The 14,384-nt window shown below is 62.2% G+C and carries 16 protein-coding genes; 6 read left to right on the plus strand and 10 right to left on the minus strand.

The window, feature by feature from the left end:
• Positions 1–6: 6 nt before the first annotated feature.
• The 3 genes from CN311_RS01010 to CN311_RS01020 are packed head-to-tail and all read right to left on the minus strand — an operon-like array spanning position 7 to position 2,644.
• A complete protein-coding gene (locus CN311_RS01010) occupies positions 7–810 on the minus strand; it encodes an ABC transporter ATP-binding protein (RefSeq protein WP_097571579.1) in 804 nt (267 codons plus the stop codon).
• Between the two features lies 1 nt (position 811).
• A complete protein-coding gene (locus tag CN311_RS01015) occupies positions 812–1,639 on the minus strand; it encodes an ABC transporter permease (protein ID WP_097571580.1) in 828 nt (275 codons plus the stop codon).
• Positions 1,640–1,651: 12 nt separating this feature from the next.
• Positions 1,652–2,644 (minus strand): ABC transporter substrate-binding protein, encoded by a 993-nt coding sequence (locus CN311_RS01020; RefSeq protein WP_097571581.1) that lies wholly within the window; start codon positions 2,642–2,644, stop codon positions 1,652–1,654.
• A 178-nt stretch (positions 2,645–2,822) separates the two neighbouring features.
• On the opposite strand from CN311_RS01020, the gene CN311_RS01025 reads away from it, so the two are divergent.
• On the plus strand, positions 2,823–3,515 hold the full coding sequence (locus tag CN311_RS01025) for a FadR/GntR family transcriptional regulator (RefSeq protein ID WP_097571582.1): 693 nt from the start codon (positions 2,823–2,825) through the stop codon (positions 3,513–3,515).
• A gap of 59 nt (positions 3,516–3,574) precedes the next feature.
• Here CN311_RS01025 and CN311_RS32405 read toward each other — a convergent pair whose 3' ends face one another.
• The 5 genes from CN311_RS32405 to CN311_RS32135 form a co-directional block, all read right to left on the minus strand.
• Positions 3,575–3,742 (minus strand): hypothetical protein, encoded by a 168-nt coding sequence (locus CN311_RS32405; RefSeq protein ID WP_165779540.1) that lies wholly within the window; start codon positions 3,740–3,742, stop codon positions 3,575–3,577.
• Between the two features lie 128 nt (positions 3,743–3,870).
• Positions 3,871–5,223, minus strand: a complete 1,353-nt coding sequence (locus CN311_RS01030; protein ID WP_097571583.1) for a TRAP transporter large permease — start codon at positions 5,221–5,223, stop codon at positions 3,871–3,873.
• Positions 5,220–5,831 carry a TRAP transporter small permease subunit gene (locus CN311_RS01035; RefSeq protein ID WP_097571584.1) on the minus strand — a complete coding sequence of 204 codons (612 nt, stop codon included), beginning with the start codon at positions 5,829–5,831 and terminating at the stop codon, positions 5,220–5,222. Before CN311_RS01035 ends, CN311_RS01030 begins: the two co-directional genes overlap by 4 nt.
• A 91-nt stretch (positions 5,832–5,922) precedes the next feature.
• On the minus strand, positions 5,923–7,047 hold the full coding sequence (locus tag CN311_RS01040; RefSeq protein ID WP_097571585.1) for a TRAP transporter substrate-binding protein: 1,125 nt from the start codon (positions 7,045–7,047) through the stop codon (positions 5,923–5,925).
• 159 nt (positions 7,048–7,206) lie between these two features.
• Positions 7,207–7,503, minus strand: coding sequence for a hypothetical protein (locus CN311_RS32135; RefSeq protein ID WP_133117115.1), 297 nt, complete (start codon positions 7,501–7,503; stop codon positions 7,207–7,209).
• Here CN311_RS32135 and CN311_RS01045 point away from each other — a divergent pair.
• Entirely contained in the window at positions 7,493–8,650 is a 1,158-nt protein-coding gene (locus CN311_RS01045) for a fumarylacetoacetate hydrolase family protein (protein WP_097571586.1), read from the plus strand. The genes CN311_RS32135 and CN311_RS01045 overlap by 11 nt on opposite strands.
• Positions 8,651–8,991: 341 nt before the next feature.
• Here CN311_RS01045 and CN311_RS01050 read toward each other — a convergent pair whose 3' ends face one another.
• On the minus strand, positions 8,992–10,023 hold the full coding sequence (locus tag CN311_RS01050; RefSeq protein ID WP_097571587.1) for a GlxA family transcriptional regulator: 1,032 nt from the start codon (positions 10,021–10,023) through the stop codon (positions 8,992–8,994).
• 150 nt (positions 10,024–10,173) lie between these two features.
• Between CN311_RS01050 and CN311_RS01055 the strand changes: the two genes are divergently transcribed.
• The 4 genes from CN311_RS01055 to CN311_RS01070 all read left to right on the plus strand — a co-directional run bounded on the left by CN311_RS01055 (position 10,174) and on the right by CN311_RS01070 (position 12,337).
• Positions 10,174–11,244 (plus strand): class I SAM-dependent methyltransferase, encoded by a 1,071-nt coding sequence (locus CN311_RS01055; RefSeq protein ID WP_097571588.1) that lies wholly within the window; start codon positions 10,174–10,176, stop codon positions 11,242–11,244.
• Between the two features lie 38 nt (positions 11,245–11,282).
• Entirely contained in the window at positions 11,283–11,462 is a 180-nt protein-coding gene (locus tag CN311_RS01060) for a YjiS-like domain-containing protein (RefSeq protein ID WP_097571589.1), read from the plus strand.
• A 130-nt stretch (positions 11,463–11,592) separates the two neighbouring features.
• The gene (locus CN311_RS01065; protein WP_097571590.1) at positions 11,593–12,036 is read left to right on the plus strand and encodes a carboxymuconolactone decarboxylase family protein; all 444 of its coding nucleotides are present in this window, start codon (positions 11,593–11,595) and stop codon (positions 12,034–12,036) included.
• A 67-nt stretch (positions 12,037–12,103) separates the two neighbouring features.
• Positions 12,104–12,337 (plus strand): hypothetical protein, encoded by a 234-nt coding sequence (locus tag CN311_RS01070; protein WP_097571591.1) that lies wholly within the window; start codon positions 12,104–12,106, stop codon positions 12,335–12,337.
• A gap of 123 nt (positions 12,338–12,460) precedes the next feature.
• Here CN311_RS01070 and CN311_RS01075 read toward each other — a convergent pair whose 3' ends face one another.
• Entirely contained in the window at positions 12,461–13,963 is a 1,503-nt protein-coding gene (locus CN311_RS01075; protein ID WP_097571592.1) for a winged helix-turn-helix domain-containing tetratricopeptide repeat protein, read from the minus strand.
• Positions 13,964–14,384: the final 421 nt, after the last annotated feature.

The raw sequence follows: 14,384 nt of genomic DNA on the forward strand, positions 1-14,384 counted from the left end.
TGCCGGTCATTCCACATATTGCTTCAGCCCCTGCCAGATCTCGTCGACGGTATCGAGATAGTGCCGGTCGCGATGAATGCGCTCGGGATCACTGGTGCGGTCGATTTCCGGCTCGATGATCTGCGAAACCCGGCCGGGCCGAGGCGACAGCAAGACGATGCGGTCGGAGATGTAGACCGCCTCCTCGATCGAGTGCGTGACGAAGATGAAGGTCTTGTTCTGGTTGGTGCGCAGCCGGATCAGATCCTCCTGAAACTTGCGCCGGTTCTGCTCGTCGACCGCCGAGAACGGTTCATCGAGAAGCAGAACATCGGCATCGACCGACAATGCCCGCGCCAGGCCGACGCGCTGGCGCATGCCGCCCGACAGTTCGTGGGGATATTTGTCCTCGAAGCCGGCGAGCCCCACCTCGGCGATGTAGCGGCGGGCGATCTCCTCGCGTTCGGCCCTGCTCGTGCCGCGCAATTCGAGACCGAAGGCGACATTGCGCAACACGGTCGCCCAGGGCATCAGCGCAAAGTCCTGGAACACGAAAGCGCGTTCGGGGCCCGGCGCACTGACGGTCTTGCCGTTGATGGCGATGGTGCCGCCATCGGCTTTTATCAGGCCGGCGATGATCTTCAGCAGCGTCGTCTTTCCGCACCCGCTAGGCCCGAGAAGGCTGGTCAGCTTGCCGCGGGGAAAGTCGAGGTCGATGCCGCGCAGCGCCTCGACATTGCCATAGGTCTTGGAAATTCCCCTCACTTCCACGATTGAATCGATTGGTGTCGGCACCGGCGATGGTCCATTTCGCAAGGCAGCAGCGCGCATGTCAGGCACCTCTACTTTCGGGCCTGAAAACACGGACTTCCACCCACTGCAGAAAGACCAGCGTCAGGGTGGAAAGAGCAATGATCGAGGCGATTGTTGCATACATCTCGGCGTAGTCGGCGCGCGAGCGGTGGAAGGTGATGAGGTCGCCGATGCCGGTCGGGGTGATCAGCAGTTCGGCTAGCACCACGCCGACGAACCCGGCGGCGACGCCGAGGCGCAGACCGGCGAAGATGACCGGACTGGCGTCCGGAAGAATGATCTTGGCGACGGTCTGCCATGGCGTGCCCATGAAGGACCGGCACATGACGAGCAGCGACTGGTTGACGTTGCGCACGGCCTTGTAGGTGTTGAGCACGATGACCGGCAGCGCAAGGATGATGACGGCAAGCGTCTTGGCGGTCATGCCTATGCCGTAGACGAAGGTGACCATCGGAATGAAGGCGGCGACGGGGGCCGCCTGAAGCACGATGAACACCGGGATCAGCAGCCATTCGCCAGTGCGCCACAGGCCACAGATAGTGCCGAGGCCGACACCCAGGAACGCCGACAGGACGACGCCGAGCACCAGTGGCTGCAGCGTCGAGAGATAGGCGCTTGCCAGGCTACCGTCGGCGAGCAGACCGAAAAACGCGACCATCGTGTCGGAAAAGGTCGGGAAGGCGAAGCTGACGGGAATGCGTCCAGCCACTTCCCATATCGCCGCGAAAGCAGCGATAGAGACCAGCCTGAGCACGACCGGCTCTTCCCACCAGGCGCCCGTCGTGCCGCGGCTGGAAGGGGCAGCGAGGCCAGCAGCCTCGCCGTCGGTTCTGATGCTCAAAGCCATCCGCCAGACCGCCTATTTCTTGCCGAGCTTGGCGACGGCACGGTCGAGTGCGGCGACATCCCAGAAGTCCGCCACCTTGAGGCTGGCAGGATCGCCCTCGATCTGGCCGGCAAGGCTGAAGAAGGCGAAGTCGGCGGCCGCCGCATCCGCGCCGCCGCCATTCAGCGCAAGGCTGCCGGCTTCAGCGGTTTCCTTGTAGTACTCGGTGATCTCGCCATCGGCTTCCGCGCCCAGGTCCGGCAGCAATTTGTACTTGTTGCGGAATTCGACCGCGACGGCCGGGTTCTCGGTTATTTCGCGCGCGGTCTTCATCAGTTCCTCGACGAGGATGTCGACGTCGGCGGCGTTGTTCTTCAGATAGTCCGCCGTGGCGAACAGCGCTTCGTCGGAGGCTTTGAGATTCTCCACCGGCAAGACGATGAACTTGCCGGGCGCTTCGGCCTCGAGCGCGCGCCGGTTGGCGGCGTCGACGATCGACGCCTTCAGCGTCCCCTGGAGCAACGCGTTGCGGCGGACCTCGGATCCCGGGACATAGCTGACGTTGCCGAGCTTGATGCCGTGGTTCTTGGCCATCAGCAGCATGACCGCTTCGGTGCCGGAACCGCGCGCCTGAACGGCGACGTCCTGCCCGTCCAGGTCCTTCCATTCCTTGTAGAATTCGCTGTTGACGACGGGAAAGAAGCGCAGCGTCGATATCTGGGCAAAGACGCGGATCGGCACGCCCGCCTTCTGGATCAGCGTGTAGGGCGCGCCGATGCCGACATCGGCCTGGCCGCCGACGATCGCCTGGGCAGCCAGGTCCTCGTCATTGAGAATGATGAGCTCGACATTCACGCCGCGCTCCTTGGCGCGCTCTATCGCGGCGAGTGTCTGGATGGATTCGATGCCGGGAAGGTCGCCGAATGCGATGCGCATATCGCCCGCGCTTGCCGCCGGCAGCGGCGCATTCAAAAGGATCGCGGCGAAAGCGGCGGTTAGGATGGTACGTCTGGATAGTCTGGCCATTGTCATTCCTCCCGTTTCTTATAACCATTATTCGAATTGGTTAAGCGTGTAGTGCTAATTGGTCAAGGATAAATTGCATCATATCGACCGCGCATGCCCGGAAAACTTGGCAGTTGACGGTCTCCGCCAATCGTTTTAACACCGGGAAACGGAATCAATAGGCGAATTGGTTAAATTGATGGACGATCCCGGCAATGGCGGCCACGCTGCTCTGGTTCAGCTTCAGGCCTATCTTGCCCAGATGGACCATTCCGGCGAAACCCGGCTGCCCGCGGAGCGGGAGTTGTCCGAGAGCCTTGGCGTGTCGCGCGGCGATCTGCGCAAGGCGCTGGCGGTGCTCGAGAAGGATGGCCGCATCTGGCGGCACGTCGGCAGGGGCACCTTCGTCGGCAGCGGGCCGGTCGAGGAGACGATCGGAATTTCCGAAATCGCCGGCCGCACAAATCCGGCCGACGTGATGCGCGCGCGCCTGATCATCGAACCCGAGATCGCGCGCGAAGCGGCGCTGCACGCCACGCTGTCCGATATCGCGGCGATGCGGCAATCGCTGGCGCAGACGCGCGAGGCCGTCACATGGCGGCAATATGAGAACATCGACAATCTGCTGCACCGGCAGATCGCGCAGGCAAGCCGCAACAATGTGCTGCTCGGCCTGTTCGATGTGCTGAACGCCGTGCGCCGCACCGTGGTCTGGGGACGGCTTCGTGCAGAGGGCGTCCGTCCTCCGGCGGACCATCACAGCTTCGCCGACCACGAACGGATCGTCGAAGCGATCGCCGAGCGCGACCTCGGCGGCGCGGCGGCGGCCATGCGCCTGCATCTCCAGCAGGTCGAGCGGCGCCTGATACCTGTCCGCGAAGCCGCCGAATAGCTCGGCCACGGCCGGTCGATTCTAATGCATGTCACCCAAAAGTGCGCAGCGGTTCGTCGTCAGCGGCGGCGCGGCTTCAACTGGCGCCACAGATCATAGCCGGCAAGAGCGATACCGATCGCCAAGACCGTCAGCAGATCGATCCGTTTGACCGACAGACCGACAATGCCGAGGAAAACGGCGAACAGCGCGAAGGCGAGCAGCGCCAGAATGCGATCCGTTGCCATTGCAATCCTCTCTTCCATATCCGCGAGTTCCGATCGTCCAATGTCTTCTCCAAAGCGCGTTGCGCTTTAAGTCTTTGTTTTATGCATGTCGTTACCCCAAAACCGCTGCACACTTTGTCCGACATGCGTTAGCGTCCGTAAAACATCCGCGGCAACCAATACGCGATGTCGGGGAAGACATAGAGGACGATCATGGTGAGGAAGACCATGACTACATAGGGCAACGAGCCGGCGAATATCTGCGTCAACCGTATCTGCGGCGGGGCGATGCCCTTCAAATAATAGGCGGACATGGCCATGGGCGGGGTCAAGAACGATGTTTGCAGGTTGAGCGCGATCAAAATGCCGAAAAACAACGGGTCGATGTTGAAAAGCGGCAGGAGCGGCAGGAAAATCGGCACGAAGATGATGATGATTTCCGACCATTCGAGCGGCCAGCCAAGCAGGAAGATGATGAGTTGCGCGAGCAGGAGGAACTGCAGCGGGGTCAGGTCCAGCCCGACCACGAATTCGCGGACCACCTGTTCGCCGCCGAGGTAGGAAAACACAGACGCGAAGGTCCACGAACCGACGAAAAGCCAGCATACCATGGCAGTGGTGCGCACGGTCAGATAGACTGATTCCTGCAGGCGTTGCCATGTGAGAGCACGGTAGGCAGCCGCGAGCAACAATCCGCCCAGCGCCCCGATGGCGGCGGCTTCCGATGGCGTCGCCAACCCGAACAGGATTGCGCCGAGCACCGCCAGGATCAGGATGGCAAGGGGGAAGAAGGAAGTGGCGAGCATCCACATCAGCTTTCCGGTCGAAATGCTGTCGCTCCGGCGTTCCGGCTGCGGCGCCAGGCTTGGATTGAGCATGGCGCGCCCGACGATGTAGATCAGGTACATGCCGGCGAGCAGGAAACCCGGCAGCAGGGCGCCGGCATAGAGCCGGACGATCGACACCCCCGAAGCGGCCGCGTAGACGATCAGCATGATCGAAGGCGGGATCAGGATGCCCAGCGTGCCGCCGGCGCAGATGACGCCGGTGGCGAAGCGTTCGTCGTAGCGGGCCTTCAGCATGGCTGGCAAAGCGAGCAGGCCCATCAGCGTGACGACCGCGCCGACGATGCCGGTGGCGGTTGCAAACAGGGCGCAAGTGATCAACGCCGCCACCGCCATCGAGCCGGGCAGCCGCCGAGTGGCCATGCTCAGCGTATCGAACAGCCGCTCGACGATGTTGGCGCGCTCGACGATGTAGCCCATGAACAGGAAAAGCGGGATCGCCGTCAGCACATCGTTGGCCATGACCGAATAGGTCTGGTTGACAAAGAGGTCGAAGACGCGGTTGTCGAAGATATTCCGCATCCGTTCGGCATCGAAATAGGCATAGTAACCAAAGCCGATGCCCATCGCCATGAGGGTGAACGCTATGGGGAAACCGAGCATGATGACGAAGATGAACAGGCCCAGCATCAGCAGGGCTATCTGCGGGTCGGTCATTGTTGTGCGTTCCTGTTCGCTGGGTCACCGGCGCTTGGGTCAAGGGCACTGACGCCCTCTTTGACCAGGACGGTTTCGAGTTCTTCGACATCTTCTTCTTGCTCTGGCCAGACGCCGGTCCGGATGGTGATGATGCAGCGGAAAACCTGGGCGACGCCCTGGACGACCAGAAGAATGCCGGCTGCGATAATGACCGTCTTGAACTGGTAGATCGGGATGTTGGCAGGGCTCATCGTGCTGACTTCGAAGTAGCGCCAGGACCGGCTGGCGTAGCGCCAGCCCGAAATGACGAGAGCGAGCACGCCGGGAAAGAAGAACAGGAAATACAGTACAAGCTCGACCGTGGCTTGGGTTCTCGGCCGCCAGAGTCGGTAGATGAAGTCGCCGCGCACGTGCCCGCCGCGCGAGAGGGTGTAGGCGCCCGCCATCATGAACATGGTGCCGTACATCATGTAGGAAAGGTCGAACGCCCACGGCGTCGGCGCGCGGAAGAGGTAGCGCACGACCACCTCGTAGCCGATGCCGAACGTCATGATCATGACGCACCACGCGAAGACCTTGCCGAACCATGCCGATAGTTTGTCGGCAAACCAGATATAGCTTTGCAAGGCGCTCTCTCCCGGTCGATCAACGGATTGATTTATGCCTGACCGGCGGGCAGCGCGCCGCCGGTCAGGCCATATCGGGATTCAGAACCGGTCAGATCTTGTCCGGGAAATAATGTTGATAGGCGAGCTTGTAGTCGGGCGCGTTCAGCAGGCTGTAGTAGACCACACGTTCGCACCAGGCCTTCTGGCTCTCCACGACTTTCGCGAAGAACGGATCCTCCATCAGCGGCGGAAGGATCTTGTCCCAGGCTTCGAGTTGCGCCTGCAGCACCGAATCCGGCGTGCGCTTGACGTTGACGCCCGACTCGGTCTGCAGCTTCTGCAGGTCGGCCGAATATTGCTGCATGGCCAGCGCGTAGTTGGCCAGGTGCGCGGCTTCGACGCCGTATTTCAGGATCGCCTGGAGGTCCGGCGCAAGGCTGTCGAACTTGTCCTTGTTGAAGATGTACTCGAAGGACTCGCTCGCCTGGTGATAAGAGGCCAGCATGTAGTTCTTGGCGACATCCTGCGAGCCGAAACGCATGTCCGATGTGGGGTTGTTGAACTCGAAGCCGTCGATGACGCCGCGCTCCATCGCTGGCACGATCTCCCCGCCCGGAAGTTGCGCGACGCTGGCGCCCATCGCCTGGAACAGGTCGGCCGCAAGACCTACCGTCCGATATTTCAGGCCCTGCAACTGGCTGGCGTCGGTGATCTCCTGCTTGAACCAGCCGAGCGGCTGGGCAGGCATACCGAAGGACAGGAAGCCGACGATGTTGAGGCCCAGAACATCCTGGGTCAGCTCGCGATAGAAATCCTGCCCGCCGCCATGGTAGAGCCACGCGATCATCTGGTTGGCATCGCCGCCGAAGACCGGGCCGGTGCCGAACAGCGAAGCGGCCTTGTTCTTGCCGTACCAGTAGACGGGAACAGTATGCGCGGCATCGATGGTGCCGTCATGGCAGGCGTCCTGGACCTGGAATGCGCCGACGACGGCGCCGGCCGGCAGAAGATCGATCTTCAGGCGACCGCCCGACATCTCCTGGACGCGATCGACATATTGCTGCGCCATTTCCTGGAACACGTCCGAGGACGGCCAGGACGATTGCATCTTCAGTGTCACCGGCGCTTGTGCGAGCACGGCCGGCGCGGCAAGTGTGCCGGCCGTGGCCGCCGCGGCGCCGGCAATCGTGGAGTTCTTGAGAAAGCGTCTACGCGATATTGCCTTGCTGGTCACGATATCCTCCCTTGATATTTATTCTGACCTCAGCGCGAAGTAGAATAGGGGAACATATTTATGATGCAAGGTAGACGTCCGTCGTGCCTCGCCGAGCACAGTTCTCACCCGCGATGAGTGTTGAATGCAATCATTCGGCCCGATGACGACCGCCAAGTCTCAAAGATCGCGCCTTTCGACAAGGGCGGCAAAAATTGCGGCCAACAACGCGAGCGACGCAACTATGAGCAGCATGCCTAGTGGAGCATGAACCGCTGCCGTGTCCTTGAGAAACAGCCCGGTAACGGAAACAATCAACGCTCCGCCGCCGATTGCGAGGAACGGGATAGACCTTTGGCGGGAATTTGTTGAAAGTGCCGCCGCCGCTGGCCGGGCTTTTTGAAGAACCATCGGTCCGGCGCCGACGACCGTTGCAGCAGAACAAGACCGCAGAGGACCGCAAGTCATGACGAACACCACTCTCCTGCCCGACGAGGGCCTCTTCATCGGCCGCGCCAGGACGAGCGACGCGTCGCATCCGCTGGTGGTCACGGTGCGCGACGGCACGGTCTTCGACATCACGTCGAGCGCCGCGCCGACCGTACGCGACATCTGCGAGATGCCGGATCCCGCCGGATATGTGCACTCGGCCAAGGGCAGAGCGGTCGGCTCGCTGGACGCGATCGCCGCCAACAGTTTCCAGGCCGCGCGCGATCCTGCAAAGCCATACCTGCTCTCTCCGGTCGACCTGCAAGCGGTGAAGGCGTCGGGCGTCACCTTCGTCGTATCCCTGCTCGAACGCGTGATCGAGGAGCAGGCGCGCGGCTCGGCGGAGAAGGCCGACGCCATTCGCGCCGACATTGCCGGCTTGATCGGCCATGATCTGTCGAAGCTCAAGCCCGGTTCGCCGGAGGCGATGGAGATCAAGGCCAAGCTGATCGCGCGCGGCGCCTGGTCGCAATATCTGGAAGTGGGCATCGGCCCGGACGCCGAGATCTTCACCAAGTGCCAGCCGATGGCGTCGGTTGGCTTCGGCGCCGATGTCGGCCTGCATCCGGTGTCGACATGGAACAATCCCGAACCCGAGATCGCGATGATCGCGGCCAGCAGCGGCAGGATCGTCGGCGCCACGATCGGCAACGACGTCAATCTGCGCGACGTCGAAGGACGTTCGGCTCTGCTGCTCGGCAAGGCCAAGGACAACAACGCCTCGGCCTCGCTTGGACCATTCATCCGGCTGTTCGACGCGACATTTTCCATCGACGACGTGAAGCAGGCCATCGTGCGCCTGAAGGTCGAGGGCGAGGACGGGTTTTCGCTGGAAGGCGCCAGTTCGATGGCGGAGATCAGCCGCTCGCCCGAAGAGCTGGTCGCGGCCGCGATGGGGCCACATCACCAATATCCCGACGGCCTGGCGCTCTATCTCGGCACCATGTTCGTGCCATCGAAGGATCGCGGCGAAAAGGGCAAGGGTTTTACGCACAAGGTCGGCGACATCGTCACCATCTCGTCGGAGAAATTCGGCGCCCTGGTCAACCGCGTGCGGCTGTCGCCCGATTGCCCGCACTGGACCTACGGCGCCAGCCATCTGATGCGCGACCTCGCCAAAGCCGATCTTATCTAGTGGTGAAAATCAGGAGCGAACGCTTGGTGACAACAAGGCGAATGTCTTGAGTGGGGCCGATGCCGGCCTGATCGGTTCTGAGTGGAACTCACCGGATAGCTGACATTCAACAGCCGACCCCATTGCGGTCGTTCGGCCTGACTTGCCCGCGACCCGAATGCCGCCATTCGAAATGGCGCGCGGCGGATCGGCGGCCATAGACAGACAGTTCTTCGCAGGGAATGGAAACTCGGCGCTCCAAGGATGCAGATTGGAAACAGCGATTTGCAGCAATCCGTCCTCTCGAGCAACGTAGTCGATCCAATTCGCGACTCCCGACCTGCTTCGGCGAGCATTCCCGCCTATCCGCGAGCGAAATCCGGTATCTGAAAACGCCGTCGGTAAGCACCCGGAGTCATGCCCGTGGTGCGCTTGAACAGGCGGCGAAAGAAGGCGGCGTCTTCGTAGCCGACGCGCCAGCTGATCTCATCGACGGCCGAACCGGTGCGCTCCAGACGGCGCTTGGCGTCCTCGATCCGCAGGCGTTGGACGTAGGCGAGCGGCGCGATGCCCGTCGCGTCGGCGAAGCGGCGCTTGAAGGTGCGCTCGGCGAGTTTCGAGCGCTTGATCATCTCCTCGACCGGGTTGGCGATCGAGAAGTTGGTCGCCAGCCATTCCTGCGCGTTGTTGATCTCGGCGTCGCCGTGGTCGTTGCGGCCCTCGAAGATCATATAGGGCGCTAGCCCGTCCTGATGCCATTGCAGCGCGAACATTCGCGCGACTTCCTGGGCGACAGTGGCGCCGACATGATGGGCGATCAGATAGAGCACCATGTCGTGCCAGGTGTTGGACGCACCCGAACTGATCAGATCCTCGCGCAGGCCGGAAATCACCAGCACGCGTTCGGGGTGAATCGGCACGTCGGGATAGCAGGCGGCGAACTGGTTCGCGTAGCCGAAATGGACGGTCGCGTCGCGCCCGTCGAACAGGCCTGTCTCCGCCAGAAGGAAAACGCCTGAACAGGCCGAGCACAGCCGTGCGCCGCCATCGTGCATGCGCCTGATCCAGTCGACCAGAACCGGGTAGCGGCCCGTCACCCATCCGCCGTGCCTCAGCATGATCGACGGCACGATGAGGATGTCGCAGGCAGCGATGTCGTCGATCGCATGCTGCACGTCGATGGGTACACCACTGGCAAGTCGCAAAGGTCCCACCTTCTCGCCGACGATCTCAATTTTGAAGGGGTGTTCAGCACCTGGGGTTGCGATCCCCATCGTCGAAATCCCGTTCATGACATCGTAGATGCCAGCCAGCGTCGAGATCGCGGCATCCGGCAACGCGACGATGCAGACCTGCAGCTGTGGCGGTCGATTCCGTTTCGCCGGTTCCATCATCACAACCTTTCGCTCCGCGCCACGAGAAAACGCCCGACTTGGCACGAATGGACCGATTGCGGGCGATAGCGGCTCTGTCGCGCAGCCTGCCCAACGACCTACACCACAGCCGCTCCCAAACACAACTAACTCAAGTGAAGGAACAGCAAGATGCTGGATACACCAAAGATCGATCAGGCAAGGCTTGAAGCTTTCGCCACCCGCGCCATGGGCGATGTTACCGCCGGCTACACCGGGGTCATGATTAGTCTCGGCAGCAAGCTCGGGCTTTACAGGGCGATGGCCGGCGCCGGTCCGCTGAGCGCCAAGGAAATCGCCACGCGGGCCGACTGCGCTGACCGCTACGTGTCCGAATGGCTGAACGCTCAGGCCGCCGGCGGCTACGTAGCCTATCACGAGCTGAGCGACACCTACGAACTCCTACCGGAGCAGGCGATGGTTCTAGCGAACGAGGACAGCCCCGTCTTCATCCCGCACGCCTGGAATGTGCCGGCGTCGATGTGGGCTGACGAGCCGAAGGCGCTGGAGGCTTTCCGCACCGGCAAGGGCATCGCCTGGGGCGAGCATGACGAGCGGCTGTCCTGCGGCTCGGCCGCCTTCTTCCGCAATGGCTACCGCGCGGCCCTCGTGCCGCAATGGCTGCCGGCGCTAGATGGCGTGATCGAGCAGTTGGAGGCAGGCATCGCGGTTGCCGACGTTGGCTGCGGCTATGGCCACTCGACGCTGCTGATGGCCGAGGCGTTCCCCAACTCTCGCTTCCACGGCTTCGATACGCACTCAGGCTCGCTCGATGCGGCTCGCCGCAATGTCGGGGCGGCGGGTGTGTCGGACCGGGTCGAATATGCGCTTGCCCGGGCCGACGATTATGCCGACGGGCAATATGGCCTGATCTGCTTTTTCGACATCCTGCACGATCTTGGAGACCCGGTCGCTGCCGCCCGCCATGCTGCGAGGACGCTTGCACCGGGCGGCACGGTCCTGCTGGTCGAGCCGTTTGCGCATGATCACGTCAAGGACAACCTGACGCCGGTTGCCCAGCTCTACTATTCGGCCTCGACGATGATCTGCACCGCGCATGCCATCTCCGAGGGCGGCCACTTGGTGCTCGGAGCCCAGGCGGGCCAGGCGCGCCTGGCCGAAGTATTCCGCAAGGCCGGCTTCACGCATTTCCGCCGCGCCGCCGAAACCCCCTTCAACCTCATCTTCGAGGTGCGGCGCTGAGGCGCCTCATTCTCCCTACCACAGAAAGAAGACACCCCATGCGTAACCTCTTTGCACTGGCGCCGACCGCCTTCGAGGCCCTTCTCTCCAGGAGCCGCGCCCGCCGCGACGCCGGGAGGCTGGACGGATTCTCCGATGCACAGCTCAAGGACATCGGCATATCACGAGGCGACATCGACCGCGTCGTGCGCAGCCACATGACAAAGCCCGCTCGCTAACCGTTCCACCTCGCCACTCCATTCCAGACACCGCCCGGTCCAAGACCCGGGTGGCCCCCGGCTTCGCACGTGAAGGGCGCGCGATGACGGCAACTCTTTCCCTTCGATCAACCGAACAAGGAAAACGACAATGAGAATGAATTTCGCAATCGCGGCACTGGCCGCGGCAACGCTGATGGGTGCCGTATCGTTTGCTACGGCACAAGAGCAGCCGAGGCGCCAGCAGACCTTCCAGGACATCGAGGCAACGTTCGGCGTCGTGCCGGGCCACTTCAAGTCCTACCCGCCAGCGGCCGTCGCCGGCGCCTGGGCAATGACCAAGGGGCTGGTGATCGATCCATCCAACAAGCTGGAGCCGAAGGTGAAGTCGCTGATCGGGCTCGCCGTGGCGGCGCAGATCCCGTGCGAGTACTGCATCTGGCTCGAGACCAAGTTCGCCAAGGTTGCCGGTGCGACCGACGAGGAGGTCGCCGAGGCGGTCGCGCAGGCGGCCTATGTGCGGCACTGGAGCACCTACCTCAACGGGATGCAGGTCGACTTCGCAACCTTCAAGTCCGAATTCGGCGGCGACTGACGAAACGCGACGCCCGGGCCAGCCGGGCGCCGCCCTTCGCCGGACCGCCCTCAACGAGTGACGTAAAATGGAAATCCTTATCAACGCAGCGAACATTCTCTACGTAACGGCCTACTTCACGATGGACATGCTGCGCCTCCGCATCCTGACCGTGACCGCAGCAACATGCCTCGCGGTCTACTTCTACAGCCAGCCGGTACCCATGCTCAACGTGGTGGCCTGGAACGTGTTCTTCATGCTGCTGAATCTGGTCCAGATCGTCCGACTCATGCTGGCTAGACGCAGGCCCGCCGCTGCCTGAGCGGGAGTGAACCCGCACCTCAATGACCGCTTTGCCAGCTTCGCAATCAGAAGCGGACAGGCAGGAATCCACCCCTTGGTGCTCGTCTTGACGATCTAACAGCCAACCCAACTGAAGGTGCGTTCACGCGGAAAAACCGGCCTTTCGGAAGCCTGACGTGAAAAGCTCAAGGGCGACTTGGTCGGCGAATGGGAGACCTGAAATGAGCCGGACAGTCAGGTCGCGTTTCCTCGTCAGTGCTTCCTCGACTTCAGCGCGCGCCTTCTCCGTCTCGCCCAAATGTGCATACGACGCTGCGAGGAAGGCATGAATGAAGAACTGGTCGCCGGCCTTCTGATACGAACGGACGGCTTCCGAGTACCTTCCAAGCAGGAAGAGGGAGCTGCCCTTCACCTCCCAGAACCATATCGGAGGTAACGGGTCGCGCAGGTGCGCAGTCTCGAGCACGTTCAGCGCCGCCTCGGCCCGTCCGCCGTAGTTGAGCCAGCTTGCGTAGTCCCCCGCTATGTTCACGTCCAGCGGGTTCAACGAGCGCGCTCGCTCGAAATGCACTCCCGCATCGCTGTGCTGGCGCATGTGCGTAAGCACCAGGCCCATGCTCTGGTGACAGACGCCATCACTCCTGTCGAGAGCGAGCGCCGTTCCTGCCGAGTCCCAGGCCTTCTGTAGCGTCCGCCGATCGTTGTCGTACCAAAATCTGCCGACGAGGGCCTGCGCGAGGAAGGCGTGGCCTTGAGCGAACGTTGAATCGAGCTCGACACACCGGACGAAGAGGGGCTCGGACTTGTCCAGTTCATATCGGTAGAAGTGCGCGCGCCCCTGCAGGTAGTAGTCGTATGCATCCCAATCGGCCGGAGGCTTGCGGCTGGTCCGGCTCGCCGAATCGGCTTCCGCTTGGCCTTCGACTATCGAGGCGATAAGAGCCGCAACCTCGTCTTGCAATGCGAAGATGTCGTCGAGAGTCCGGTCGTACCGTTGGACCCACAGGTGGGCGCCGGTGGCGGCGTCAATCAACTGTGTGGTGATCCGAATGCGACCGCCGAGCTTCCGTATGCTGCCTTCGACGACGTAGCGAACCCCGAGTTTGCGATGGACTTCGGCAATGTCCGATGCCGGATGGCGAAACTGAAAAGATGAATTGCGTGCGATGACGAGGAGGGAGCGGAACCTAGCCAGCTCCGTAATTATGTCCTCGGTTATGCCGTCGCTGAGATACTGCTGGTCCTGATCGCCGCTCAAGTTGGCAAAAGGCAGCACCGCAATCGACGGTTTGCCGGACGGTGCCACCGGTCTGGGGGATGCGCTCGCCACCGGCTCGACAGTCCCGGTGAAGCGGTAGCCAACGCGAGGCACCGTGGCGATCCACTCGCCGCCGTTGTCAGCCCGACCGAGTGCCTTTCTTAGTGTCGCGATTTGGACGGTAAGGTTGCCTTCCTCAACGGCGGTACCCGGCCAGGCAGCGTCCATCAACTCGGCCTTGGTCAGGATTTCACCGGGCCGTGCCGTGAGCGCAGCAAGCAGCGTCAGCCCACGATGCCCAACAGCGATCGGGATCTGCTCTTTTAGGAGCGTACCGATGTCGGGATCGAGTACGAACGGACCAAAAGTGATGCGAGTCCCCTGCATGTGGGCATATTAGACGTTTCGGAAGTTTTCGGAACAGTTTCTGCACCGCTTAAATCCCCGGGTCGAACCTCCGGCAAAAGTTGCGTCATCAATTTGAGCGGCACGAGATTTGCAACGTCGGGTTATGACGCAACGCCGCTCAAGGCGTCGCCGCAAGCGATGTCCGCTTTGAGGGTTCAGGTCGAGCGTGCGCACCGACCGATATGAGGCGCGAAGCAGACGTCAGGCAGTGGAACCGCGAGCGTCGGGTTATGCGCGTGAGTTGGGCCGCCCGCGAGCGAACTTCCGCAGAAGCTCCGAACAGGTATCCGCATTGGGTACCAGGCGTCAGATTTTCACCACCAGGTTCCCGCCCCGCCCGCGACAGGAAATGTCTCGGCCTGGGCGCTCGAATTGAGGGAGCCCTTGCCCGGAAATATCC

The sequence above is a fragment of the Mesorhizobium sanjuanii genome (assembly GCF_002529485.1).
GTDB lineage: Bacteria > Pseudomonadota > Alphaproteobacteria > Rhizobiales > Rhizobiaceae > Mesorhizobium > Mesorhizobium sanjuanii.